The 25554-nt window shown below is 60.3% G+C and carries 27 protein-coding genes and 1 pseudogene; 17 read left to right on the top strand and 11 right to left on the bottom strand.

Going from position 1 to position 25554, the window contains the following annotated elements:
- Window positions 1–6 precede the first annotated feature (6 nt).
- From G6N74_RS21585 to G6N74_RS21575, 3 genes are read left to right on the top strand one after another with little or no spacing between them, the layout of a single operon-like run.
- The gene (locus G6N74_RS21585; RefSeq protein WP_165120070.1) at window positions 7–459 is read left to right on the top strand and encodes a TRAP transporter small permease; all 453 of its coding nucleotides are present in this window, start codon (window positions 7–9) and stop codon (window positions 457–459) included.
- A gap of 7 nt (window positions 460–466) precedes the next feature.
- Window positions 467–1753 (top strand): TRAP transporter large permease, encoded by a 1287-nt coding sequence (locus G6N74_RS21580; RefSeq protein ID WP_165120069.1) that lies wholly within the window; start codon window positions 467–469, stop codon window positions 1751–1753.
- Between the two features lie 47 nt (window positions 1754–1800).
- Complete coding sequence (locus G6N74_RS21575; protein ID WP_165120068.1) at window positions 1801–3030, top strand: aspartate aminotransferase family protein; 1230 nt, start codon at window positions 1801–1803, stop codon at window positions 3028–3030.
- 39 nt (window positions 3031–3069) lie between these two features.
- On the opposite strand, the gene G6N74_RS21570 is transcribed toward G6N74_RS21575, so the two are convergent.
- On the bottom strand, window positions 3070–3957 hold the full coding sequence (locus G6N74_RS21570) for a LysR substrate-binding domain-containing protein (RefSeq protein WP_165120067.1): 888 nt from the start codon (window positions 3955–3957) through the stop codon (window positions 3070–3072).
- A gap of 334 nt (window positions 3958–4291) precedes the next feature.
- Entirely contained in the window at window positions 4292–5227 is a 936-nt protein-coding gene (locus G6N74_RS21565; RefSeq protein ID WP_165120066.1) for a sugar-binding transcriptional regulator, read from the bottom strand.
- Window positions 5228–5416: 189 nt separating this feature from the next.
- On the opposite strand from G6N74_RS21565, the gene G6N74_RS21560 reads away from it, so the two are divergent.
- From G6N74_RS21560 to G6N74_RS21525, 8 genes are all read left to right on the top strand, one after another.
- Complete coding sequence (locus G6N74_RS21560) at window positions 5417–6085, top strand: HAD family hydrolase (protein ID WP_312857904.1); 669 nt, start codon at window positions 5417–5419, stop codon at window positions 6083–6085.
- 156 nt (window positions 6086–6241) lie between these two features.
- Window positions 6242–7870: an ABC transporter substrate-binding protein gene (locus tag G6N74_RS21555; RefSeq protein WP_165120064.1), complete on the top strand. Its 1629-nt coding sequence runs from the start codon at window positions 6242–6244 to the stop codon at window positions 7868–7870.
- Window positions 7871–7982: 112 nt separating this feature from the next.
- Window positions 7983–9011, top strand: a complete 1029-nt coding sequence (locus G6N74_RS21550; protein ID WP_165120063.1) for an ABC transporter ATP-binding protein — start codon at window positions 7983–7985, stop codon at window positions 9009–9011.
- The gene (locus G6N74_RS21545; RefSeq protein ID WP_165120062.1) at window positions 9008–9991 is read left to right on the top strand and encodes an ABC transporter ATP-binding protein; all 984 of its coding nucleotides are present in this window, start codon (window positions 9008–9010) and stop codon (window positions 9989–9991) included. The genes G6N74_RS21550 and G6N74_RS21545 overlap by 4 nt, the downstream gene beginning before the upstream one ends.
- Window positions 9992–10000: 9 nt before the next feature.
- Window positions 10001–10927: an ABC transporter permease gene (locus G6N74_RS21540; protein WP_165120061.1), complete on the top strand. Its 927-nt coding sequence runs from the start codon at window positions 10001–10003 to the stop codon at window positions 10925–10927.
- Between the two features lie 10 nt (window positions 10928–10937).
- Window positions 10938–11819 (top strand): ABC transporter permease, encoded by an 882-nt coding sequence (locus tag G6N74_RS21535; RefSeq protein WP_165120060.1) that lies wholly within the window; start codon window positions 10938–10940, stop codon window positions 11817–11819.
- 36 nt (window positions 11820–11855) lie between these two features.
- A complete protein-coding gene (locus G6N74_RS21530; protein WP_165120059.1) occupies window positions 11856–12626 on the top strand; it encodes a glycerophosphodiester phosphodiesterase family protein in 771 nt (256 codons plus the stop codon).
- Window positions 12627–12649: 23 nt separating this feature from the next.
- Window positions 12650–13564 carry a TIM barrel protein gene (locus G6N74_RS21525; RefSeq protein ID WP_165120058.1) on the top strand — a complete coding sequence of 305 codons (915 nt, stop codon included), beginning with the start codon at window positions 12650–12652 and terminating at the stop codon, window positions 13562–13564.
- Between the two features lie 146 nt (window positions 13565–13710).
- Here the strand turns inward: G6N74_RS21525 and G6N74_RS21520 are convergent, their stop codons facing one another.
- Complete coding sequence (locus tag G6N74_RS21520) at window positions 13711–14604, bottom strand: LysR family transcriptional regulator (protein ID WP_165120057.1); 894 nt, start codon at window positions 14602–14604, stop codon at window positions 13711–13713.
- Window positions 14605–14821: 217 nt separating this feature from the next.
- Window positions 14822–14923: pseudogene (locus tag G6N74_RS21515) on the bottom strand (IS5/IS1182 family transposase); the annotation flags it as partial.
- 120 nt (window positions 14924–15043) lie between these two features.
- Between G6N74_RS21515 and G6N74_RS21510 the strand changes: the two are divergent.
- Window positions 15044–15568, top strand: a complete 525-nt coding sequence (locus G6N74_RS21510; protein WP_165120056.1) for a DUF1993 domain-containing protein — start codon at window positions 15044–15046, stop codon at window positions 15566–15568.
- A gap of 393 nt (window positions 15569–15961) precedes the next feature.
- On the opposite strand, the gene G6N74_RS21505 is transcribed toward G6N74_RS21510, so the two are convergent.
- The 4 genes from G6N74_RS21505 to G6N74_RS21490 all read right to left on the bottom strand — a co-directional run bounded on the left by G6N74_RS21505 (window position 15962) and on the right by G6N74_RS21490 (window position 19525).
- A complete protein-coding gene (locus G6N74_RS21505; RefSeq protein ID WP_165120055.1) occupies window positions 15962–16810 on the bottom strand; it encodes a transporter substrate-binding domain-containing protein in 849 nt (282 codons plus the stop codon).
- A 255-nt stretch (window positions 16811–17065) separates the two neighbouring features.
- Complete coding sequence (locus tag G6N74_RS21500; RefSeq protein WP_165120124.1) at window positions 17066–17905, bottom strand: polysaccharide deacetylase family protein; 840 nt, start codon at window positions 17903–17905, stop codon at window positions 17066–17068.
- Window positions 17906–17964: 59 nt separating this feature from the next.
- The gene (locus G6N74_RS21495) at window positions 17965–18732 is read right to left on the bottom strand and encodes an SDR family NAD(P)-dependent oxidoreductase (RefSeq protein WP_165120054.1); all 768 of its coding nucleotides are present in this window, start codon (window positions 18730–18732) and stop codon (window positions 17965–17967) included.
- A gap of 1 nt (window position 18733) precedes the next feature.
- Entirely contained in the window at window positions 18734–19525 is a 792-nt protein-coding gene (locus G6N74_RS21490) for an IclR family transcriptional regulator (protein WP_165120053.1), read from the bottom strand.
- A 33-nt stretch (window positions 19526–19558) separates the two neighbouring features.
- On the opposite strand from G6N74_RS21490, the gene G6N74_RS21485 reads away from it, so the two are divergent.
- From G6N74_RS21485 to G6N74_RS21465, 5 genes are read left to right on the top strand one after another with little or no spacing between them, the layout of a single operon-like run.
- The gene (locus tag G6N74_RS21485) at window positions 19559–20356 is read left to right on the top strand and encodes an SDR family NAD(P)-dependent oxidoreductase (protein ID WP_246245853.1); all 798 of its coding nucleotides are present in this window, start codon (window positions 19559–19561) and stop codon (window positions 20354–20356) included.
- A gap of 40 nt (window positions 20357–20396) precedes the next feature.
- Window positions 20397–21113 carry an ABC transporter permease gene (locus G6N74_RS21480; RefSeq protein WP_165120122.1) on the top strand — a complete coding sequence of 239 codons (717 nt, stop codon included), beginning with the start codon at window positions 20397–20399 and terminating at the stop codon, window positions 21111–21113.
- On the top strand, window positions 21113–21835 hold the full coding sequence (locus tag G6N74_RS21475; protein ID WP_165120052.1) for an ABC transporter permease: 723 nt from the start codon (window positions 21113–21115) through the stop codon (window positions 21833–21835). The genes G6N74_RS21480 and G6N74_RS21475 overlap by 1 nt, the downstream gene beginning before the upstream one ends.
- A gap of 10 nt (window positions 21836–21845) precedes the next feature.
- Window positions 21846–22631 (top strand): ABC transporter ATP-binding protein, encoded by a 786-nt coding sequence (locus tag G6N74_RS21470; RefSeq protein ID WP_246245852.1) that lies wholly within the window; start codon window positions 21846–21848, stop codon window positions 22629–22631.
- Complete coding sequence (locus G6N74_RS21465; RefSeq protein ID WP_165120051.1) at window positions 22628–22876, top strand: M20 family metallopeptidase; 249 nt, start codon at window positions 22628–22630, stop codon at window positions 22874–22876. Before G6N74_RS21470 ends, G6N74_RS21465 begins: the two co-directional genes overlap by 4 nt.
- A gap of 111 nt (window positions 22877–22987) precedes the next feature.
- Here the strand turns inward: G6N74_RS21465 and G6N74_RS21460 are convergent, their stop codons facing one another.
- From G6N74_RS21460 to G6N74_RS21450, 3 genes are all read right to left on the bottom strand, one after another.
- Window positions 22988–23527, bottom strand: coding sequence for an IclR family transcriptional regulator domain-containing protein (locus tag G6N74_RS21460; RefSeq protein WP_446685593.1), 540 nt, complete (start codon window positions 23525–23527; stop codon window positions 22988–22990).
- Window positions 23528–23805: 278 nt separating this feature from the next.
- A complete protein-coding gene (locus tag G6N74_RS21455) occupies window positions 23806–24777 on the bottom strand; it encodes a FecR family protein (RefSeq protein ID WP_246245851.1) in 972 nt (323 codons plus the stop codon).
- Window positions 24778–24830: 53 nt separating this feature from the next.
- Window positions 24831–25370: an RNA polymerase sigma factor gene (locus tag G6N74_RS21450; RefSeq protein ID WP_165120049.1), complete on the bottom strand. Its 540-nt coding sequence runs from the start codon at window positions 25368–25370 to the stop codon at window positions 24831–24833.
- Window positions 25371–25554: the final 184 nt, after the last annotated feature.

Here is a 25554-nt window from a genome sequence, read left to right as displayed (position 1 = left end):
ATCATCATGCAACGCACAGGGCATTGGATCACCCTGATCCTGTCGGTGATCGGGGTCTGCGTGGTCGCCGCACTCATCATCACCACCGGCCTCGGGGCAATCGGTCGTTATCTGCATATGACCGGCGTCACTTGGTCGTTTGAGCTGGTTGGAATGCTGTTTCTCTGGACAACGATGATCGGCGCAGTCCTGGCCGAGATCGCTGGCGAGAATGTCTCGATCGACGGCAACAGCGTGACAAGCAGCCGGGGGCAGGGCTTCCGCCTCTATCACAACTTGATCCTTCTCTTGGTGGCGGCTGCCTTTGTGTGGAGCGGCCTGGCCATGCTCGGCCGCACCGCCTTCGTGCCGACTCCGGTGATGCGTGCCCCTTCCTGGGTCGTCCATTCCAGCATAGCGTTTCTGGGCGCTGGCCTAGGCGTCGTTGCGCTGGTCCGCATCCTGCGCATTTTCCGGTGATTGCCCGATGACCCTGCTTGTCCTTTTCGGCATCTTCGCCGTCACGCTCTACACCGGGGTGCCGGTGGCCTGGTCGATCGCTATCTCGACGCTTGCCGTTATCTTCCTCGGGCTGGTGCCGCTGCCGCCATCCTGGTTCGCGCAGCAGGTTTATGGCGGCGCCGACTCTATTTCGCTGGCGGCTATCCCGTTATTCCTGGTCGCAGGCGGCATCATGAACGAAGGTGGTCTCACACGCCGCATCATCGATCTGGCCGACGATCTTCTCGGCTGGGTTCGCGGCGGCCTCGGCGTCGTTAATGTCGCCACCTGCATGGTTTATGGCGGCATCACCGGGTCAGCCACTGCTGACACCGGCGCGGTCGGCTCGATCATGATCCCCGCAATGGTCGAGCGTGGTTATCCGCCGGCCTTCGCGGCAGCGGTAACAGCGGCTGCCGGCACACTCGGCATCATCATCCCGCCAAGCGTGGTGATGATCATGTATGGGGTGCTCACCAACACCTCGATCGGCGGCCTGTTTGCCGCAGGCATCATCCCCGGCATCATGCTGGCGGTCACCTTCATGCTCACCGCCTGGTGGATCGGCGTGCGCGAAGGCTTCCCCAAATCTGATTCACGCCCGACGCTGAGGAGCTTCGCCACGCATCTGGTGCGCGCACTGCCAGCCATGCTGATGCCGATCGTGGTGCTGGGCTCGATGCTCACCGGCTATGCGACGACGACAGAGGCGGCGTTCGTCGCCGTGGTGTGGGCGCTGATAGTCGGTGGCCTCGTCTATCGCGAGATCACATGGAAGGCGCTATGGAAGATCGGTCTTGAAACCGTGCGCATGACCGGCGCCATAATGATCATCATGGCGGTCTCGACGCCGTTCTCCTGGATCCTGACGGTCGAGCAGATACCGCAATGGACCGCCGGCCTGCTGACGGCATCCGGCGCCGGGCCGACGGTTACCATCCTGCTCATCCTTCTGTTGCTGACCTTCGTCGGCACCTGGGCGGATCTTGGGCCGTCGCTGATCATCCTGGCGCCTATCGTCCATCCGATCGGCATCGATGCGGGACTGGCTCCTTACCAGCTCGGCCTCATCTTCACCGTCGCGCTGGGCATCGGCCTCTTCACCCCGCCGGTCGGCACCAACATCTTCGTCGTCTGCAATGTAGCCAAAGTGGGCGTCAACGCGGTGACGCGACGGCTGATCCCGTTCTTCATCACCAGCAACATCTGCCTGCTGCTCATTGCCTTCGTGCCGGCGACGACGGAATGGCTGCCGAAACTGCTGGGATTCTGACGCCGGCCATGTGGGCGCCAAGACATAACCTGGAAGCGAATAGAGACATGAAACATCTGGTAGGCGGCATTTCCAGCGCCGGTCGCGCGTTGCCAGCGGTCGACGGCGTCCCGTTCCTGACCGCCCGCTCGTCTGGCGCGCATGTGTGGGACGAACATGGCCGCCGCTACATCGATACTGCGCTTGGCTTCGGCGCTACGCTGCTCGGCCACGCGCATCCGCAGGTGGTCGAGGCGGTGAAGCGCGCACTGGCCGATGGACCAATGCCGGCCTTCGCCCATGCCGGTGAGGAGCGGGCGGCGGAATTGCTCACCGCTGCCACCGGGTCGCTGTCGCAGGCGATCTTCACCAATACCGGCAGCGAGGCCGTGCATCTGGCCTGCCGGCTGGCCCGCGCCGCCACCGGCCGCGGCCTGATCGCCAAGATGGCCGCGGGTTTCGACGGCTGGTATGACGACGTGGCCTTCGGCAATGCCGGCTCGGCCGAGGCAGAAATGCGCGCCAACCGGCGCCCCCGAAGCGCCCGAACCCTGCTGCTGCGTTTCAACGATTTCGACGATGTCGAGCGCTTGTTTGCCGAAAACGACGACGTGGCTGCAGTGATCATGGAGCCGATGCTGGCCAATGCCGGCTGTATCCTGCCAGCGCCCGGCTACCTGAAGCATGTCGAGACGGTGGCGCGACGCAACGGCGCGCTGGTCATCCTCGACGAGGTGCTGATGGGCTTCCGCACCGGCTTCGGCCTTGCCGGCCAGGCGATGGGCATCGATGCCGACCTCGCCACCGTCGGCAAGGCGATCGGCAGCGGCATCGCAGTTGCGGGCGTGGTCGGTACGCTGGAGGTCATGGCGCTGTGTGAAAGCGGCGAGGTGGCACGAGCAGGAACCTACAGCGGAAATCCGGTCGCCACCGCCGCCGTCTGCGCGACGCTGGGCCTGCTCGCCACGCATGACTACGACGTCTTCGTCGCGCGCGGCGAGCGCCTGCGCGGTGAGATCGAGCATGCGTTCGCTGTCAACGGGATCAGTGCCGTGACATCCGGCTATGGCAGTGTCTTCACCGTATGGTTCAGCGACGCTCCCCCGAAAGACTATAGGGAGGCGGCGGCCAAGGTCGACGAGGGGAGGTCGCGGGCCATGCATGAGGGATTGCGGCGGGAAGGGCTTCTTGCCATGCCGTCGCCCTACGGCCGGCTTTATCTTTCAGCGGCCCATGACGACGCGGTCATCGCCGAGATGGCGGAAATCTTCGCTCGGGTTGCCTTGTCCATGCGGTAAGCCCAGGCGGCTTGCTGCGTCGGCCACTCTCCCGATACGCTACAGGTCAGATTGCCTTAGGAGTTCCTCGCCGCTCGCCACCTGGAATTCGGAGCGAATGAAGCTTGCCATGCGTCGGACGGCAGCCCTTGCGCCTTGTGGCACGAGAAGCGCCAGATCGACCGGCTTCAGCGACGGCAAGCCGTCTTTCGCCTCGAGTTGGCGGTGTGCGGGCGAAATGACCGATGCCGGCAAAGCCGTTACAGCCTTGCCCAGTCCGATCGCGGTCTGGATCGACGGCAGGTGCGATGAGGTCCACGCTACCCGCCAGGGCAGGCCTGCTCGATCCAGCGCATCCAGTATGATGGGGCGAGCGCGGCAGAATTTCTCCGGAAACAGAGCCAGCGGCAGCGGCTTCTGCAATTCGGGCCTTCCGTCCTGCGATGCGCACCAGACGAGCGGCTCGTGGCGCAGGAATTCGCCCTTTGCCGGATCGTTGCCCCGGGTAATTATAGCGATATCGATTTCGCCCTGGTCGACGCGAGTTTCAAGCTCGCTCGAGAAATAGCACAGAATCTCGACCTGGATACGCGGGTTCTGGGCCGAGAAACGTTCAATCAATGGGGTGCCGAAAACGCCCAGATAATCGTCGGGCATGCCGACGCGCACGCGGCCTGTCAGTGCTTCAGGCTGGAGCGCGGCCAGTGCCTCATCTTCGATCGCTATCATGCGGCGGGCATAACCGATCAGGATTTCTCCCGTCTCGGTAAGATGCAGGCCACGCCGGGAGCGATCGAAAAGCTTCTTTCCCAGCTTATCCTCAAGCCGGGCAATTGCGTTGCTGACGCCAGCCTGTGTCCGGCCTATCCTGTGGGCTGCTGCGGTGAAACCGCCAGCGTCCACCACTGCAACGAGCGTAGCCAGCGCATCCCCGTCGAGATGTCTCATCGAGTGGGCTCCATATCGGCTTCCCGCCGGACGCAATCTATCATTCTATTGCCCGCATTCAATTAGGGGCAACTTCTGATGTTCGGCGTCCTGAGGGGTGCTCTGATGCTTCGCCGCAGTGCCGTCGCGGAACTCGGACGCACCCGAGCGGACCTGGGCACCCTTTGGACTCCGAGGCGACGCTGCCCGGTCTCCCAGTCTTATGTAGTTGGCCGTGGCAAACGACGTTGTTCCAGGATATTTGCCACAGCCTCGTCCTCCCAGGCGCATTACGGGCGCCTTGGCGGATTGGTTTTCATCTGCGGCCGGGTAACATCGTCCGCTGGCTATGCTTTTATGTGCCAAGTATGACCTTCGCGCTGTCCGCGTCCGTCACGATGATCGTTGCCAATTCCGCTCTGGCAATTGCAAGAAGAACTGCATGCTTGTGAGCGCCGCCGGAAGCGACGATGCGGCAGGGAATCTTGCGGTAGTCGTCGAGTTCGGGAGAAAGTACTTGCCCATTGATGGGGTGATCGACGGGATTACCCTCGATATCAAGATAGCGGCCTAAAAGATCCCCGACGGCGCCGGCTGCGATGAGGTTCTCCACCTCGATGCCGGCGGGCAGGCCGTAGCGCACCTGCAGCGACTGTCGGGAAACGTCTCCAACGCTCAGATAGGAGACATCGACATCGTGTGTCTGGAGGAAAATCTTGCGGAAGACCGATTGCGAGATGATCGTATCGCGCGATTGCGGGCTTTCTGCATAGACCGGCGCCACGAAATAGTGGCACTGCGCCTTCAGCACCTGGGCGAAGCCGCGCACGATCTCAAAGGTGTTGATCTCCGATCCGTAGGTCAGACCGCCCATCATGGAGCGCACGTCGATCTGCGGTTCGTTGGCGGGGCTCATATGCTGGACGGTTTCGCGTAGCGTTGCACCCCAGCCGATGCCGATCGAACCCGGCTTCTGCGTCTGGATCAGTCGGTCCAGATAGGCTGCAGCACCCCGACCGATGACCGAATGAAGCTGCAGCGGATCGGCGGGCGTCGGAACCACGACGGCATCCTTCAGGCCAAAGTGGCTGCGCAACTGCGCTTCCAGCTCGATATTGGCGGCAAGCGGTGAACTGAAGCTGATCCGGACGATCCCGTCTTCCAGGGCTGCGGCAAGAAGTTCATTCACCCTGCGGCGGGTCAGATTCATCTGCTCGCCGATCTGCGCCTGCGTTAGCCCTTCAACGTGATAGAGCCACGCCGCCTTGATCATCAACTCTTGCTGTTCCACGCGAACTTTCCTCCAGAATTACAAATGTCACATCGATGTAACATTTGTAATCTAATGCCGTCCTAACGATCAGATAATCACCGGAGAAGATTGTCGCGAAGAGGCGGCTGGTCGGCAATCGATTTCACCTGACACACGGAAACCTTCGCTTTCATGACGGTAGATCTTCTCATTTTTGATTGCGACGGCGTGCTGATCGACAGCGAACCGGTCGCAAGCGCCACGTTTGCCAAGTCGCTGCGGCGCGTCGGTGTCAATTTAAGTGCGGACGACGTCCATCGCCGCTTCACCGGCCTGTCGGAGAGCGAGAGCCGGCGCATATGTGCCGATGAGTTCGGGCTGGCGGATGTGGACCGCGTCTTTTCCAACTGGCAGGCGGACATTTATGGTGAGTTTGCGCGTTCCCTGCAGCCGATGGCGGGAATGACGGAACTGGTACGATCGCTGCCGCATCGCAAATGCGTCGCTTCCAATAGCACGATGGAAAGGCTGCGCCGAAGCCTCGGTCTCTTCGATCTGTGGAGCGAGTTCCACCCGAACATCTTCAGCGCCGATATGGTGAGGCACCCCAAGCCCGCGCCGGATCTTGCTCTGCTTTGCGCCAGGCAGCTCGGGGTGGAGGTTGAACGATGCGTCGTGATCGACGACAGCGCCATTGGCATTCAGGGCGCCGTTGCGGCCGGGATGAGAGCGATCGGCTTTGTCGATCCGGCCGATCCACGTACGGGACGGCATGCCGTCCTCGAGAAAGCAGGGGCCTCCTTCGTTGCCGAAGGTGCGGATGAACTCGCCATGACGATCGATGCGATTTCACCAGCCCCTGCGCGCAGAATGCCAGTCGCCACGCTTACAGGTTGAGTTCCCGAAGCCAATGCGGATCGCAGCATCCGCGTCGGCCACATGTCATGAAAACTTCATTCCAGCATTAAGAAACCGACACACCGCCAGCCGTACAAGCAAGGCCGCATGGCACCCGGTCACCAATTGTCGGCCATGGAAAAAGGAGACCTCCAAATGCTTTCACTTAACAGGCGCAGTGCCCTTGGTTTGCTGGGGGCCACCGCCGGCAGCATCATCCTGCCGCGCATCGCAATGGGCCAGGCAACGCGCCCGTCCGTGACGATTGCTGTGCAGAAGATCACCATCAATGGCACGCTCGATATCTGGAACGAAGGTTCCAATGTCGGCGAGCGCGTGTTCTTCCCGAACCTTTGGGAAGGCCTCATCCTGCGCAACTGGATGGGCGATCAAGGACCCCTTCCGGGCCTTGCCACCGAATGGACGCGCATCGACGACAAGACCGTCGAACTCAAATTGCGCCAGGGCGTGAAGTTCCACAATGGCGACGAACTGACGGCCGACGACGTCGTGTTCAGCTTCTCGCCCGAGCGGGTCTTTGGCAGCACCCAGCCTGCCGGCGGCAAGACGATCTTCGAGGCCGACCACAAGCCGACGACGGTGAAGGAACTGCCGGCTACGCTGCCGGGCAACGGCCGCCGCCTGTGGCCGGCGCTTGCAGGCGTCGAGGCCGTGGACAAATATACGGTGCGCTTCCACAACGCGACGCCGGACGTGACAATCGAGGGCCGTCTCTATGCCTTCGGTAGCCAGATCACCAACCACCGCGCCTGGAACGAGGCCGAGGCCTATGTCGACTGGGCGCGCAAGCCGATCACCACCGGCCCCTACATGGTCGGCGATTTCAGGCCTGACGTCTCGCTGACGCTGGTGGCGTTCGACGAATATTGGGGCGGGCGTCCTCCGCTGGCCGAAATCCGTTTTGTCGAGGTGCCGGAAGTGGCGTCGCGCGTGAACGGCTTGCTGTCGGGCGAATACGACTTCGCCTGCGACCTGCCACCGGACCAGATCGCCACCGTACAGGCGGCATCCGGCCTGGAAGTCCAGGGGTCGACGATCCTCAACCACCGCGTCTCGGTCTTCAACATCGAGAATCCGATCCTCAGGGATCCGCTGGTTCGCCGCGCCATGACCCATTCGATCGACCGCCAGGCGATCATCGACGCGTTGTGGGGAGGTCAGACCGTGATCCCGGCCGGACTCCAGTTCCCCTTCTATGGCGACATGTTCATCAAGGACTGGACCGTTCCGGAATTCAATCCTGAGCTGGCACGCGATCTGTTGAAGCAGGCCAACTACAAGGGCGATGCGATCCCCTACCGCCTTCTCAACAACTACTACACCAACCAGACCGCGAACGCCCAGATCATGGTCGAGATGTGGAAGCAGGTCGGCCTGAATGTCCAGATCGAGATGAAGGAGAACTGGGGCCAGATCCACGATCCGGCAGGCGTAAAGGGCGTGCGCGACTGGTCCGCCGGTGGCACGTTCAACGATCCGGTTTCCGGCATCGTCAACCAGTACGGCCCGAACGGCGAAGTGCAGCAGAAGAAGGACTGGACCAACACTGAGGCCAACCAGATGGCGGCGGTCATGGAAACCAGCACCGATCGCGCCGCCCGCAAGAAGGCTTTCGCGCGCATGCTGGAAATCTGCGAGCGCGAGGACCCGGTCTATCAGGTTCTGCACCAGAACGCGGTGTTCACCGGCATGAAGTCTTCGCTGAAGTGGAAGGCCGCACCTGCCTTTGCAATGGATTTCCGCGCCTCAAACTGGGCGAGTTGATAGTCCATTCCGTTTTTGCTCCGGCAGTTTTTAGCTGTCGGAGCAATTCTTTTTCCAGCGCACAAATCCTTACTTGTCCGGAAACGGACAGAACGCAGCTTGAGAGGGAAACATGGGCGCAGCAAAATCCAATCTGGTGGAATTGCGAGACCTGAAGGTCGCTTTCGACGGTGTTCAGGTTTTACATGGTATCGACCTTACCGTAGGCCGCGGCGAGGCGCTGGGGCTTGTCGGCGAGTCGGGTTGTGGCAAATCTGTCACCTGGCTGGCCGCACTCGGGCTTTTGCCGGGCAAAGCCGGCGTCAGCGGGTCTGTCCGGCTCGAAGGGCGCGAGCTTTGCGGCAGTCCGCGCAGCACGCTGGAATCGGTTCGTGGCGGGCGGATCGCCATGATCTTTCAAGATCCGTCGAGTTCGTTGAACCCGGTGCTACGCATCGGCCGCCAGATCACCGAGGCTCTGGCGCTGCATCGCGGTCTGCGGGGCGATGCGGCAAGGACGGAGGCACTACGGCTGATGGATATGGTCGGTATCCCCGACGCCCGCAGCCGTTTCGATCTTTACGCCCACGAATTTTCAGGCGGCCAATGCCAGCGCTTGATGATCGCCATGGCGCTGGCCGGAGAGCCGGACCTGCTGATCGCGGACGAGCCGACCACGGCGCTCGACGCGACGATCCAGGCGCAGATTCTTGACTTGCTGATCCAGCTTCGCGCCGAAACCGGCATGGCGACGGTGTTCATCAGCCATGATCTCGGTGCGGTGTCGCAGGTCTGCGAGCGGGTATGCGTGATGTATGCCGGCCGCATCGTCGAGCAGGGAACCGTCGAGCAGCTATTCGCCGCGCCGCGTCATCCCTATACGCGCGGTCTGTTCGACGCGATCCCGCGAATTGACGGTCCCCGTCAACCGCTGGTTCCCATTCCCGGCACAGTGCCCAATCCGAAGCATCTGCCTGCCGGCTGCGCCTTCTCCCCGCGCTGTTCGAGGGTGCTGCAATCCTGCCACACGGAACTGCCGCCTCTTGTCCCGCAAGGTGACGGCCGCCTGCTGGCCTGCGCCCGCCCGGTTCCGCTGGCGCTCGTCATCCACGCGGCAAAGCCCCGGACACCTGCCCGGATTGTCGAGAGTGCGCTGCAATGACGCCGCTGATCCAGGCCACGAACCTTGCCCGCATCTATCAAGTGCGACGTGGGCTTTTTGCCCAGCCGAAGCCGGTACGCGCTGTCGACGGTGTTTCGCTCGCTGTAATGCCGGGCGAGACGCTGGGTATCGTCGGCGAATCCGGGTCCGGCAAATCGACGCTTGGACGCATGCTTCTCGGCATCGACCAGCTACAGGCGGGCGAGGTGCGCTTCGAGGGGCGGGCAATGCCCGAACTGCGCACGGCCGAGTGGCGCGCCCTTCGTGCGAAGATGCAGCTGGTCTATCAGGACCCGCTGGCAGCACTCGACCGGCGCCTGACGATCGCGTCCCAGCTTGCCGAGCCGCTGGAAATTCATCGCATCATCCCGAAAGACCAGCGCCCCGCCCGCGTTGCCGAACTGATGGTGGCGGTCGGCCTGCGCCAGGATCAGGCCGGGCGTTTCCCGCATGAGCTCTCCGGCGGGCAGCGCCAGCGCGCGGTGATAGCGCGGGCGCTGGCTTCGCGCCCGAAGCTTCTGGTCTGCGACGAGCCGGTTTCGGCCCTCGACGTTTCCATACAGGCGCAGGTCGTCAATATGCTGCGCCAGCTTCAGGAACAGAACGGCATCGCCATGGTCTTCATCAGTCACGACCTGAAGGTCGTGCGCAACATCGCCGACCGCGTCGCCGTCATGTATCTCGGCCGGATCGTGGAGGAGGCCTCCTCCGACGTGATCTTCCGGTCGCCCCGGCATCCCTATACACAAGCGCTGGTCTCGAGCGTGCCGGTGCCGGGCAAGCTGCTGGAGGGCCGCGTCATCCTGCAGGGCGAGCCGCCCAATCCCGCCAACCGTCCCGCGGGCTGCGCTTTCCACCCCCGCTGTTCCATCGCGCGCGACATCTGCCGTAGCACTGCGCCCGTGCTGCGCCAGATCGAAAACCGGCGCACCGCTGCCTGCCATATCGTGGCGGATGGCGCGGTTCCGGTCGCAGCCTAAGAGCATGACATGATCAGTTTCGTTCTCACGCGCCTGCTCAGGGCCATCATTACCATTCTGGCTGTGGTGACCTTCGCCTTCGTCGTGCTGCGCATGTCCGGCGATCCGGCCCAGGTCATGCTCGGCCCCGACGTGCCGCAGGATGTGATCGACGCGTTCCGCAAGGCATGGGGCCTCGACCAGCCTGTATGGGTGCAATATCTGGCCTATCTCAAATCGATCTTCACCGGCGATTTCGGCGTGTCGATGCGCGACAAGGCATCCGCGCTCGATCTCGTGCTGGAACGGGTGCCCGCCACGCTGCAATTGACGATTCCCGCGCTGATCCTCAAGCTCGTCATCGGCATACCGGCCGGAATCTACGCAGCGCTTCATCGGCAGAGCTTTGCCGACCGCGGCGTCATCCTGCTCGCGATCCTCGGCTTCACCATCCCGTCCTTCGTCATGGGGCTGATCCTGGTGCTGGTCTTTTCGATCATTCTCGGCGTCCTGCCGTCAGGCGGCCAGGATACGTGGGTGCACGGCATCTTGCCGACGATCACCATGAGCATCGGGGGCATCGGCATCCTCGCCCGTTTCTCGCGCAGCGCGATGATCGAGGTGATGGGCCAGCCCTTCATCCGCACGGCTTCGGCCAAGGGGCTGAAATGGCGTGACGTCGTCTGGAGCCATGCTTTGCCCAACGCCGCCGTGCCGATCGTGACGATCGTCGGTTTCATGGTTGGGTCGCTGATTGCGGGTGCTGTGGTGGTCGAATCGATCTTTTCCTGGCCGGGCATTGGCCGCCTGCTGATCGTATCGGTCAGCAACCGCGATCTAGCGGTGGTGCAATGCATCTTGCTTGTCATAGCGGCCACGATGGTTGTCTCGAACCTGATCGTCGACCTGCTCTATGGTTGGCTCGACCCGCGCCTGCGCTCGCGCGCTGCGCATTGAGGAGATGGGAATGGCTTCGGCAGATTTTCCGGCGGCTAAGCGGACGGGCAGGGGAGATGAAGGCTTCATCGCGTTGATCCGCTGTAATGTGCCGCTGAGCGTCGGCCTCGGCATCTTCTGGCTCGCAGCGATGGTGCTGATTGCCATTTTCGCCGACCAAATTCGCCCATATGGCATCACCGCGATGGACCTTGCGAGCCGGCTTTCGCCGCCCGGCAATGTGAAGCATTGGCTCGGCACCGACGAGCTGGGCCGGGACGTGCTTTCGCGGCTTATACAGTCGATCCGGGTATCGCTGATCATCGCCTTCGGTGCCACGATCCTGTCGGCAGTGTTCGGCACCGCGCTCGGTTTCGCCGCCGCGCAGTTCCGCGGCGCGGTCGAGCATCTGGTGCTGGCGCTGGCCGATTTCCAGGCGGCCTTGCCGTTTCTGATCATGTCGCTGGCGGTTCTGGCCTTCTTCGGCTCCTCGATGCTGCTGCTTGTCTGCCTGATGGGTTTTTATGGCTGGGAACGCTATGCGCGCATCGCGCGCGGCCTTGCCATCTCCGCCAGCGCGCAGGGTTATGCCGCTGCCGCCGTGCAACTCGGCGCCACGCCGGCGCGCGTCTATCTTCGCCATATCCTGCCCAACGTCGCTTCGACGCTGATCGTGTCGATGACGCTGACCTTTCCGGAAATCATCCTGATGGAAAGCGGGCTGTCGTTTCTCGGCCTCGGCGTGCAACCGCCCGAGACCAGCCTCGGCAATATGGTCGGCTTCGGGCGCGAATATCTGACGCGCGCGCCCTGGGTCATGCTGGCGCCGGCAGCCGTCATCATGCTGACGACACTCTCCATCTCGCTGGTCGGTGACTGGCTGCGCGACAAGCTCGATCCGACCGTGCGCTGAAACAGGCGCGCCTAACCCGCAACCAGGAAGAAATTCATGACGCTCATCACCGGCCATCGCGGCGCCCGCAACCTCTGGGCTGAAAACTCGCTGACGGGCTTTCGTAACGTCCTGCAACTCGGCGTGGATGCCGTCGAATTCGACGTGCATCTGACGAATGCGGGCGAACTTTTGGTCATTCACGACGCCATGCTTGACCGTACGGCAGAGGGTACTGGACCGGTTCGGCTGCTGACGCCCGAGGCGCGGGCAGGCATGAAACTGAAAGGCACGGACGAGGGAATCCCGACATTGGCCGACGTGCTCGATGTCATTCCCCCGGCTACCGGGCTTGCGCTGCATGTGGAGATCAAGCTCGACGAGACCGGCACGCCCTATCCGGGCATCGCCGAGCGCATCGCACAGGAACTTGCCCGCTTCGGCGTGGAGGAAAGAACGCATCTGACCTCGTTCGACACCTCCGTCCTGGAGGATTGCCGCCGTTACGCGCCGCATATCGCACGTCTTGTCTCGGTGAATGCTGCTTGGGCCGAAAGGCAGGGCGGGCTCGCCGCGTTTCTCGATCGGGTCGACGACCTTGTCGAGATCGTTGCGGTCCATCACGAACTGATGGAAGCTCAATGGGACCTGATTGCTCGGACCTTGCCGCTCGAACGGCTATGCGTCTGGACCCTGAATGACGAAGAGACGCTCCGCCAATGGCTGGAGCGGGATATTGGCCACCTGACATCGGATAGCCCCGACATCGCGCTCGCCCTTCGCGCAGCGCAGTCCAGCAGGTCAAATCTCCTGCAGCCGACGCACTGAACTCAATAAGATCGGAGACAATCATGAGCAATATCATCGCAAGCGGCTTCAATTCGGGTTCCATCGACGGCGAACTCGACAGCCTGGAAACCGACTTGCGCCGCCTGGCTGGCCTCGGCGTCGATACCGTCGAACTCGGACTGACCAGCATCGATCTCATCGCCGGCGGACGGTTGATAAAGGAGCGGCTGGACCGGCTCGTGGCATTGACCGGCCAGTTTCCGTTTCGCTACACCGTTCATGGCCTTGTCTCGTCCAATTTCATGGACCCGGTGACGTCGCGCTATCAGCTCGACGCGGCCAAGGCACTGGTCGAGGTCTGCGACCGGATCGGCTCGCGCATCATTGTCCAGCATGGCGGCTGCCTGCGCGCCGACCAGATTGCCGAGCGCACAAGTGCTGACCTGCGCGAACGCGAGGCGCTGTTCGAGCTTGCCGAATTCGCCAGGCCTTATGGCATCCGCGTCGCCTTCGAAAACATCTTCACCACGGAGCCGGGTCAATATCGCCAGACTCCGGCCGAGCTTGCGGAGACGGTGAAAACTGTCAACCACCCCAATCTCGTCGCGCTGATCGATTTCAGCCACGCCTACATCGAAGCGACTTATCGCGGGCTGAATTTCCGCGAGCAGTTGCGCGCCATGGCGCCGGTGACGGGCCATCTGCATGTGCACGATTCCTTCGGTCGTCCGCAGGGTTTCTACAAGGCATACCATCCGCAGGAATCCACAGCACTCGGCATAGGCGACCTGCATATGCCGTTGGGGTGGGGCGACATCGACTGGGAGGGAATCTTTAGTGAGCTGGAATTTCTCCCCGATACGGTTCTGATGATGGAAATCGGCCCGCGCTACCGCAGCGAACAGCCGGCCTGCCTGGAGCGCACGCGACAACTGATCACGCTGAACAACAACGGCGCGTCCTTGGCTGCCGAATGACAGCAATTTTGAACCGTCGAGGCCCTCCGCCGGTCTTTATGCCGGCGGTGATAGATAACCCGGCATGATGTCGTGAGACGGCGAAAGACGTATGTCCATGCAACAAGGCCGTCCGAAATCTCTTCATTCCGCGGTGACGGGCCTTGTTAGTCTTTGACGGGTAGCCGCGTTACAAGTGCGGCCACATCGATCAACTCCTTGATAAGAGGGTTTGCTGGCTGGCGGTGGCCTATGGCTATGATGCAATCGTCCATATTGGAGACTTTGCGGAAGGTAACGCCGGGCCGGGCGTAGAAACGCGCAGTGCTTTCCGCGGTTATGCTTATGCCTTTACGCAAGGCCACGGCCTGCAATTCAGAATCAACGGTGGCGGCTTCGAACACGACGCGGGCCGGCTGACCCTGCCGGTACTGGCTGGCAAGCCAGTAGTCGCGCCATACGCCGGTTCCCGGTGCGGCGATGAAGGGTTCGTCGAGCAGTTGTTCCACCTGAACCGTATCCTGCAGGCTCAATGGATGACCGTCAGGCAAACAGGCAACGCATTTCTCCCGGGCGATCTCTACGATATGTATGCCCGGCGTATCGACCGGCGGACAGAAAATGCTGCAGTCCACGAGTTCCGTCGACAATCCGGCATCCGGATTGGTGAAGTCGTATTCGACGAATTCGAGCGTCGCGTTCGGCCGGCGCCGTTCGAATTCCTGGGTAATCTTCGGAATGAATTCCACGGCAGTGCCGATCAGATATCCGACCCTGAGGAAATTGTGTATCGACAGCTGGAGGGCTTTTACCTCCTTGTGGAACGTCTCCATCGAGCGGTTGAGCTTGTGGGCGTATTCGCAGACTGTCGCGCCGTCCTTGGTGAGGGTGACGCTGCGCGTGGTTCGTTGGAAGATTTCGAACCCTAGCGTCGCCTCAAGTTGCATAATGGTTTGCGACAACGCCGGCTGCGAGACAGCCAGCCTTTCGGCCGCTCTCGCGAAGTTCTTCTCACTGGCGACGGCGAGCAGGCACCGGATGTGGCGAAGCTGGATATTCATAAGCGACATGAATTAATCCTTTCGCTAATCGTCCTTGTTGTTGACACCACAGGCAGAGTTGGGCATCTCCTATGATGGCCAGCTTGGCTCTAGGACTCAGCAGCACGGCTTTAACGCAAAACTTGGGTTACGGTTTTGAACAAGCACGGCGTGCTGCTGCCCATTGTCATGACGCCGATCGCAAATAGGTTCGGCGCAAAATAGGATTTCCTTTGCCCAGCACGCGGCGATCATCGAAGCGCGGCACGCCTCGCGGCTTGTTGGGCAGCTGCGGCTCGACAACGCGCCACTCGAAGTCGGTCAAATCGTATCGGCTCATGCCGATGCTGAATCCGGGTTCCACCCAATGGGCAAGACCGCCAGCTTATGACCGCGCTTGTCTTGCCTTTGTGGCCATCACGCCAGATGCTATGGTTCAAATTGCTCGAGAGGGAAGGCAATGCGGACATCACTCTACGACCTCAGCGTGCCGACCTTCCTGCAAACCGTAAGATCCGTCGGAGGCTTTCTCGACCGTGCGGCCACCCACTTTTTAAACACCGGTGTCGATCCCGATAATTTCGTGAACACCCGCCTCTTCGATGACATGGCACCATTTCATTTTCAGATCGAAGCGGCATGGCATCATTCCGTGTGGGGGGTCGAGGCGCTCAAGACCGGCGCGTTTACCCCTCCCGCCTTGGTCGGACCTATTCCTTTCACTGACCTACAGGCGATGATCGGCAAGGCAGAAACGGCGCTGGAGGCGTTCGTCCCCGAAGAGATTAACGACTGCGCGGGCAAGCACCTGGACCTCCAGATCGGTCCGCGACGGCTTGCTTTCACGTCGGAGACCTTCATTCTCTCTTTCTCTCTGCCAAACTTCCATTTCCACGCCGTCACCGCATACAACATCCTGCGCTCGCGAGGCGTGCCGCTCGGTAAACGTGATTACGAGGGTCGGCTGCGAACCAGTTCATTCTGAGCCGAAATTTGGTCTCCAGCAAAAGGACCGTTGCCACTCGAACACCGCGACCACCCGCCATTTATGAGTTCACGGCCTAGTCGCGAGGTGCGGGGACGACAGTCTTTCTCATCTTCAGCCGAAAAGCTGGCAGTCAGCTTCCGGCCCCCAAGCTGACTTAGGTGTCGAATCGAAGATTAAGGTGCATCTGCAATGTTTGTGTTTCGTGCGCGGAAAGTCCGCATAAGATGCAGCGGGGAACGACTTCGGGCTCGCGGAAATTGACTTCTCGAAAGTTCGGTCTTGGGTAAAATTGGGGGCAGTCGCAAATGGAATTGCGATTAAACTCCTTCTAAGCAAAACCCCGCTACGAGAGCGGGGTCGTTAATTTCATTCAAGGACGGGCTCGGTAGTTTACCCTTTGGCAGGGGCGAGATCGACTTTGAACCACTTCTTCGACAGTTCAGAAAGTGTGCCATCAGCGGACATATCGGTCAGGGCCTTGTTGAGGATAGCCTGCAACTCCGGCTCTGCCTTGCGGATGCCCAGGCAGACGTTGGTCGCCTGTATGCCACCAACGAGCAGGGGACCGCTTGTCGTCAGGGTACCGTTGCTGGCCGCGGCACGATCCTGGGCGAACACGACATTGTCGAACTGGCCGTCAAGACGACCGCCCTCGATGTCAAGTTGCACCTGTTCGGAAGACTTGTAGGTCTTGATCTCCACGACATCGCCAAAGTTCTGCTCGACGAACTTCAACTGGCTCGTGGAAAGCGATGCGCCGAGTGTCATTCCCTTCAAGACTTCCTTGATTTCGGCGACGGCCTTCTGACCCTTCTCGGTATCGGTGGAAAGATTCTCACCTGTATGAGGAAGCTTTGCCAGCGGACCGTCGGCGGCAACCAGGAAGGTATTGGGCGTGACGACATAGGGATCTGAAAAATCGATGACCTTTCGCCGCTCTTCGTTCGGACCCATGGTCAGAACCACATCGAACTTGCCGGAAAGGAGTGACGGAATCTGGCTGTCCCAATCCTGCGCCACGATGTTGCATTCGAGAGTTGCGCGCTTGCAGACTTCCTTGATGACGTCAAGATCGAGGCCCTGAAGCTCACCGGTGGCGCTGGTCGAATTGAAGGGCGGAAACGCGCCTTCAACGCCAACCGTGACCTTCTTCCAGTCTTTGGCGAGCGCGGTCCCGCCCATCATCATTGAAAATGCACAGAGCGCGGTGGCTGCTGCGAAAGCCGATTTTCCGAACATGGTTCCCTCGTTGTTCTTGGCCGTTTTGGATGCGCAGGCTTTCTTGGCTCGGTATTCCCCGGGCGATGAGCCTGACTGATTGGAGTTTGAGCCCGCTCCTCAGCTCTGAAAAGGGAAATCACGTTCACACATGTGAATTCTGTTCAGAATAAGCACGAACGTATCCGCGATTGGCAGCCGAATCCAAGCGCGTGATTACGGGCCAGGCTTCGGCTGCGGGATTCGTCAATGAGTGGAATAGGGCCTGAAGGAAAATTACATGCAGGCCGATTTCGCATGGCGTACGACGTCCGCATGTGTGCCGAACCACACGTCCCTTCTGTCTCGAATATGCGCGATCAGCTCCTTGAGAATCCAGATGCGGCTTCGATGCCCGATAATATCGGGGTGCATGGTCAGCTGGAAAATTCCGCCCTCTTCGTATGCTGCGTCAAACTCTTTGATGAAGATCTGGAGAATGTCGTGTGGTGCGATCTGCGGACGAAGACCGCCCCAGCGGTCCATGACCAGGTAGGCTGCATCATCACGAATCCACTCCACAGGCAATTCGATGACGCCTGTTGGCTCGCCATGAAGCAGAAGCTCGTAGCAATCCACATCCGCCATCAAGGAAGAATCGTAAAGCAGTCCCATTTCGGCTGTGATCTTCAGCGTGTTTTCACTGAAGTCCCAGGAGGGTGTGCGGATTCCGACGGGACGAATGCCGGTGATCTGTTCCAGCGTGTCGGCCGCACGGTATTGCAGATCACGTTCAGTCGTTTCGTCGAGCAGCGTGTTGCGTTCGTGAATCCAGCCATGCAAGCCGATTTCGTGCCCTTCGGCAACGAGCGCACCCTGTTCGTCGGGGTAATGCAACGCGGAAATGGCAGGGACGAAGAAGGTCGCTGGAATTCCATTGTTTTCGAGCAACCGGCGAATACGGGGAATACCCTGCCGCGGGCCGAAATGGCCTTGTGAAAGGGCTGATATGGATTTGCCGCCGTCGCGCAGTTCGAAGGTGTCGTGATCGGAATCAAATGACAGGGCAACGGCGCATTTGGCGCCGCCTGGCCATGAAGCGGGCCTGAGGCTGCGTCCGGCGCGGGCGCGGTTCATGAGCCCCTGTAAACGTTCTTCGGGCCACGTCCAGGTCGGAAGCGCTGCACTATCGGGGTTCACGACACAGGCCCTCCGCTTACGGACAGGGTTTGGCCTGTGATCCAGCTGGCAAACGGCGATGCCAAAAAGAGTACGGCGTTCGATATGTCTTCCGGCTGGCCGATACGACGAAGCGGTATCTGTTCGAGCATCGCTTGCTGGCCGACATCGCCATAGGACGCCCACTGCCGCTCGTAATCGGGGCTTGTCCGCAGGAAGCCTGGGGCCACGGCGTTGACATTGATACCGAATGGGCCGAGCTCATGGGCCAATTGGCGAGCAAGGCTGATCAATGCTGCCTTGGCGCTGGCGTAGGCCTGAATGCCTGTCAGGCTGACGCCCAGTCCGGCCCCGCTCGAAATGAACACCATCTTTCCCTCGCCGCGCGCTTTCATCGCCGGTACAACGGCACGCGCGATAAGGAATGCGCCTCGTACATTGACGCTGTAGATGCTGTCCCAGTCCGCCGCCGGAACCGTTTCGACCGGCTTGCGTGTCTGCCCGAGAACGCCGCCCGCGACATGGACGAAGATGTCGTAGCCCGCGCTCTGCTCCTCGATCAGCTTTGCGATGTCCGCCTCGTCGGTCACATCAAGCCTGGCTGTGGAGATCGATCCGCCTCGCGACGCCAGAGCGCTTTGCCTCAAGGGCTCGAGTTCCGTCACGTTGACGTCTGTTGCCAAAACCGCTGCGCCATTTGCGGCAAATGCCTCGCAGATGTCGCGTCCGATGCCGCGGGCCGCGCCCGTGACAAGGACCCGCTTTCCTTCGAATTGAATGTCCATATTACTGATTTTCCGTGGTTGGGGTCTTGTAGCCGAGCCTGTAACTGAGCTCGTCAGCATTACGGATCACGGCAGCGATCATTCTTTCCCGATTGGCGGCAAAGCGAGCGGTGACCGTTGCGATGTTGAGTGCCGCGATGACTTCACCTGTGGCGTCGCGCACTGGTGCTGCAACACCTGAGCCACCGGCGACGGCCTCTTCGTCACTGATCGCGTAACCATTCTCGCGCGCAGCCTCGATGATCCGGCGGATCTGCACCCGATCGATCACAGTGTGATCGGTTAGCTGGACGATGCGTTCACGTGCGAGGTATGCCGCCGTCTTCTCCGGCCGCCAGTATCCCAGCAGCACCCGCCCCATTGCCGTACAGAAAGACGCATCCGACCCCGTCAGGTCCGAATCGAAGCGCACCAGCTGGTGGCTGACGCTCTTGGCCAGGAGCTTGATGCGGCCGTCCCTCCGGCGGGCGCCCAGGAAAACAGTTTCACCTTCGGCGTCACGCAACGCATCCATGATCGGCTGGGCGGTCGCAATCAGTTGCGCGTCGCGGCCGCTTGCCCAGCCCGGACCGTTCCGGAAGGCTTCATGTATGCGATAGGCTTCGGATTCATCGCGCGTGAGGTAGGCACGTGAAACCAAGGTGGCGAGCAGATTGAACGTACTGCTTTTCGGATATCCCAGCTCGGCAACGATCATTTTCAGGGTGAGTGGTTTCTGTGCGCGGGCGAGCAGTTCGAGCATTTCGAGAACGCGGACTGCCGATTTCACTTCAGAGTCGTTATTATTGTTCATATATATGAACCAAATTCGCATTGAAGAATACAAATGGAGCCATACCATGTTCCTGGATTATTGAAAAGGAGCAGTTTGAATATGAGTGCACAACAGAAGGTCGCAATCGTCACCGGTGCGGCGCGAGGGATCGGCAAGGCATGTGCGATGGATTTGGCACGGGCCGGTTATTCCCTGGTTCTGGTTGATCTGCTCGAAAAGGAACTCGCCGACACCGCCGAGGAAATTGGTACGCTCGGCCAGCAGGCGCTGACATTCATTGCCGACGTCTCAAGCCATCGGCGCGCGGGTGAGATCGTGGCCGAAACGATCCAGTCGTTCGGTCGCATCGACTTTCTGCTGAACAACGCAGGGCGTTCGGCGCCGGTTGGTATTCTGGAGATTTCCGAGGACGATTTCGATCGGGCGATCGCCGTCAACCTGAAGAGCTGCTTCAACTATATCCAGCATACCGCTCCCCATATGCTTCGTCAGGGCAACGGGCGTATCGTCTCAATGTCGTCGCTGAACGCGCTATCAGGTGGAGTAACGGCCGCCGTCAGCCGCTTTGCCTATGCGGCTGCAAAGGCAGGCATTCTGGGTATGACCCGCGCACTCGCCAAGGAGCTGGGTCCGGTGATTTCGATCAATGCGATATGCCCCGGTGTGATCCGCACCGAAATCGACACGAACGTGACAGATCGTGCCGAAGAGGTGATCAAGGGGATCGCCCTCGGCCGGCTCGGTTGTGCCGATGACGTGGCACGCCTTGTGACGTTTCTCGCCACATCAGAACCGTGCTTCATGACCGGTCAGACGCTGACGGTCGACGGCTTCCAGTTTAACGTCTAGGCCACCAGCCAACCGGTTATAAGAGGACAGGGCAAAGATGATGGAGCTACTGCAACTGTTGAGTTTCGGACCTGACGGATGGGGCTTCGCATTGCTTGCCGCCGCCTTCATGACCGTCGCTGTCGCAGTCTGCGGCTTCTTGATTGGTGGCATCATCGGTGCCGTGGTTGCCTGGGGAAAGCTTGCAGGCAGTCTACCGGTTCGCCTGTCTGCCGATGCGTACACGACAATTTTGCGCGGCATACCCGATCTTCTTGTGATTTATCTGTTTTATTTCGGTGGCAGCATGGCCGTCACAGGGCTGTTTAATCTCTGGGGGCAGGAAGGCTTTGTTGGCGTCCCGCCTTTCGTGGCCGGGGCAACCGCCATCGGTGTCGTTTCCGGCGCTTATCAGGCGGAAGTGTTTCGCGGAGCCTTCCGCGTGCTGGCGAAAGGCGAAATCGAAGCGGGGAAAGCTGCCGGCATGGGCCAGTTGCTCTTGTTTCGCCGTATCATCGCACCGCAGGTCTTTCGTCATGCGCTGCCGGGTATAGGCAACATATGGCAGATGGCGCTGAAGGAATCGGCGCTGATTTCAGTAACAGGTCTGGTCGAACTTCTTCGCCAGGCCCAGATCGCAGCGGGATCGACCCGCAAGCCGTTTGAGTTCTATCTCATTGCGGGTGCTATTTTCCTGGCAATCACATGGTTGTCGCAACGCATCTTCTCCTGGCTTGAACGACGGGCGGGACGCGGCATATCCGGAGGACTCGTCTGATGGATACGCTTTTCATCCGAGACAGCTTTCTTCAGTTGCTCTCCGGCGTTCCGCTCACACTCGAGCTGACGGCCTTCGCTTTTCTGCTCGGGCTGATGCTGGCCATGCTGATCGCCTTGATGCAGGTATCTCGCCTTCGCCTGGTTCGTATGCTCGCCGGCTCCTATGTCTTCGTCATTCGCGGCACGCCGCTCCTGGTGCAGATATTCCTGATCTACTACGGCCTGGGCCAGTTTCGTCCCACATTGCAAAGCCTGGGCCTGTGGCAGTTTTTCCGGGAAGCCTACTGGTGCGGGATCTTGGCCCTGTCCCTGAATGGCGCCGCCTATGGCAGCGAAGTGCTGCGCGGTGCGTTGCAGTCGGTGTCGAAGCGTGAAATCGAAGCTGCAAAAGCCTGCGGTATGTCGGGCTTTCTTCTCTACCGCCGGATCATCATGCCATTGGCGTTGCGTCAGGCGTTACCTGCATATGGCAATGAACTGATCCTGATGGTGAAGGCGACGTCGCTCGTCTCGATCATCACCATGATGGAAATCACCGGCATCGCCGCGCGGCTGATCTCCGAGACCTATCGGCCTGTGGAGGTCTTCATCGCTGCCGGGACGATCTACCTCATCATCAATTTTTTGCTGACGCGTGTCGTATCGATGCTGGACTGGTGGCTGACGCCGCATCTGAGAGGCGTGCCCACAACCGGCAATCCGGAGCATGCCAATGACTGAAGGTGCTAACATGCAGCCTGTGATTTCCCTCCGAAACCTGCACAAAAGCTTCGGGACGCTCGAGGTCCTCAAAGGTATTTCCTTTGATGCGCACAAGGGTGATGTCATCGCGATCCTCGGCGCATCCGGCTCCGGCAAAAGCACCATGCTGCGCTGTATCAACATGCTGGAAATCCCGACCGCCGGCGACGTGGCGGTCGGCGGGGAGACTGTAAAGCTAAAGAAGCACGGTACCGGCCTTGCGATTGGCGATCAGCGTCAGATCGACGGCATCCGCTCGCGGGCGGCAATGGTCTTTCAAAGCTTCAATCTATGGTCCCACATGACCATTCTTGAAAACCTCATCGAGGCGCCGGTCCATGTTCAGCGCCGCCCAAAGGCGGAATGCGTCGCGGAAGCGATCGCCCTGCTGGAGAAAGTCGGAATCGCCGACAAGCGTAATGCCTATCCGTCCCACCTTTCGGGTGGGCAGCAGCAGCGCGCCGCGATCGCAAGAGCTTTGGCGATGCATCCTCAGGTGATGCTGTTCGATGAGCCGACCTCCGCTCTCGATCCGGAAAGGGTTGGCGAGGTGCTGGCGGTAATGCGGTCGCTCGCAAACGAGGGGCGTACCATGCTTCTGGTCACGCACGAGATAGCATTCGCCCGGGATGTCGCGAACCGCGTGATCTTTCTACACGAGGGCGTCATTGAAGAGGACGGCCCTACAGACTTGGTGTTTGGCAATTCGAAATCGGAGCGGTTTCGCAAATTCATTTCCAACAGTCAGCAGGCTGATCGGGGACAGGGCAGATGAAGCGTCGTGAAGCCGCCATTTTCGAATGGATTTCGTCGCAGCAGGAAAGCATGATGTCCTTGCTCGCGACTTCGGTGAACACCTATTCCGGATCCTATGACAAGGTTGGTGTCGATGCTGTCGGCATGCTCCTGTCCAAGTTCTTCGCCGATCATGGCATCAAGACCACAACGCTGCCGTTGGAGGGCTTTGGCGATACGCTGCTTACTGCACCGGTGCCGTCCGACGGGCTCAACGCTCGATAACATGACAACTCCCGATTAGCTGTTTTGCGGCTACGCAGCTCCCTCTGTAGATTAGGGAGCCGTCCACTTTTGACACAAAGTGATTTCCACCTTGCGCGCGGCGAATGGCAGCTAACCGCGAGAAATCGTGCCTGGATCTTCAGACAGGGCCAGGGAAATTCTCTCGGCTGCCGCAACGACCTGCTGGGGGAAACCGGCCTGCCCCACGGCATCGACCTGGCCGCTTTCGAACACCATGCTGACGCCAGCCACAACCCGTTTGTTCATCAGGATTGGAGCGGCGATACCGACGCGTCCCTCCGCAACTTCGGCCACTGTGATAGCAAACCCATCGCGCTGGATGCCGCGCAGGGCGGCTTTGAATTGCTTCCAGTTTTGCGGCCCTTCACCCTCGCGGATGAGCATTTCGTTTTCGAGGTAGATCCTCTTGAGTGATCTGTCGTCGAGGTGGGCCAGGATGGCCTTCGATGATGCACCGCGAAAGAATGGCATTGCGACACCCTGGCCATAACTCGACACGGGATGGGGTGCGTCCCCCTGTTCCTGATGCAGACACATGACCTGGTCGCGGAAGCGCCAGCATAGCACGACGCTCGCTTTGTGGGTTGTACTTTCCAGCAGGTGCCGCATCACCGGCGTGGCGACCGCTATCAGCGGATCGCTGCTTCGAATGATCTGGTCGAAGGCAATGAAAGCCGGCCCAGGGCATAGCCGGCTCCGGTTACGGGGTCGAGAAAGCCAGCATGCACCAGCCCCTGAACGTCTCGATAGGCTGAGCTCGCCGACACGTTGACGGCACTGGCGATCTGAAATGAGGTCGAAACCCGCACAGCACCTTTCGGATGTTCATGCTCCGTTCGCCGAACGTCGTATAAGATGCACGAGGAAACCCATCACAATTCCTAGTCCTTGCCCTCCGAGGCGACCCACTAGCGAATGATGATCAGAGGGCCAATCCGGGTCGCTTTCACAGTGAGTGCCTGTTTGATGAACGCGAGCGCAGCGTCGATATCGGCGATCGCTATCGTGCCACTCACGCGGCGTTGTGCGAGCGCGGTGCCGGCGACGACGATCCGCCCGGAAAAGTGGCGGTTCATCTCTTCCACGACATAGGACAGCGGGGCGTTTTCCACGGCGATCTGCCCGCGTTGCCAGGCCAGAGCCACGAGGCGGTCGACAGGCTGGATTGCTGTCTTGCCGCTGTTGCGGTCATAAGTGGCTTGTTCGCCTTGCGTGACGCGCACGGAAGACCTGGTGGCGTCGTTCGACTCCACCAGGACTGAGTTTTCTGTGACGGTCACCTCCGTATCGGCTTCGCCCAAACGTACGTCAAAGGCCGTTCCCAATGCCGTGACACGGGTAGTGCCGGCCTGGACGGTGAAAGGCCGCTCCGGTGCATGTGCAACCTGAAAGAAAGCCTGCCCGCGCAGGAGCCGGATATTTCGCTGCTTCCCGTCGAAATTGACGGCGATCGCGGAGGAGGCGTTGAGCTGTACGGTCGAGCCGTCCTCGAGCGTAAGGCTAGGCATTTCGTCGGTTCCCGCAATCGCATCCGCCTGCAGGAGCATCGGCCCGTCGAGCATCAGGAAGGCCGTGGCGGCGCAGGCGAGCAAGAGTAGCGATACCGCGAGCGGCTTGGCTGTACTGCGGGGTTTGACGTTGATGTTGAGCAGAGCCGGGTCGGATTCAATCGCCTTGCGCGCGTCGCCCAGCAGGCGTTCTGCGGCACTGTAAGCGCGACGATTTTCCGGGTCCTGGTCCAACCATTGCCTGAAGCGATCTTTGTCTTCGACGGATTGCTTGAGGTCGGCGTTGCGCAAAATCCAGTCCGCTGCCTCTGCGTTGCATTTTCGCTGAGCTCGGGTCGCTCTATTGCCCGGCATTGGCTTCTCCAGCAGCATCCAGTCCTGCCTAGTAGACGGTTGGCATCGCCAATTAGGGACTCGTACTCGATCTAAAGAAGGCAGTCGAGGCAGTGGGCGAACGCCCGACGAAGGTGGCGATCGACCATATTCCGGGAAATGTTGAGTTTTGCCGCGATCTCGTCAGGGGAAAGATGGTGCAGCCGGTGCAGGATGAAGACGACGCGGCGGCGGGTCGGCAGCTCGGCAATTGCATCGCGAAGAATGGCGACCCGGGCTTCGATCTCGAGCTGACGGTCTGGCGCCGTCCCAACACTGGCGACCGACAAAGCCTCTCGTTCGGTGCCGGAAAAGAGGCGCGCTTCCATGCTCTCTCGCCGTAACCTGTCTATTCCGAGATTGATGGCAGAACGGCAGAGGAAAGCTTTGATCGACCGCTTGTTGCGCAGGATGTCGGGCTGGGCTGCAAGCTTGACGTAGAGATCGTGAACGACGTCCATGACGGTGGAACGTGGATGCCCCTTGCGTCTGACCGCGGCCATGATGTCGGCATAATGCGCCTCCATCGCCCGGTTCAGAAGATCATTGCTTTCAAGATTGTCCCAAGCGAGCGGGGAGGGGGAACTCGACATTGGCACTCTATTCCTGATCCAATGATGAACACGCAATTATCCGGTACTTCCAGGCGCTGAGAGCCTGCACATTCCCTTGGCAGCAACGTTTGAAATGGCTATCGAATCTGTAAAATGCCTGCAAGTGCAATAGGTTAGAATGGTTCGAAGGTGGCTACCCGGGCGACGCTAAAACAAGACTGTA

This window comes from Mesorhizobium zhangyense (assembly GCF_011045115.1).
Classification (GTDB): domain Bacteria; phylum Pseudomonadota; class Alphaproteobacteria; order Rhizobiales; family Rhizobiaceae; genus Mesorhizobium_M; species Mesorhizobium_M zhangyense.
The sequence above is the reverse complement of the archived record's forward strand: the minus strand, read 5'-3'. Positions and strand labels throughout refer to the sequence as shown.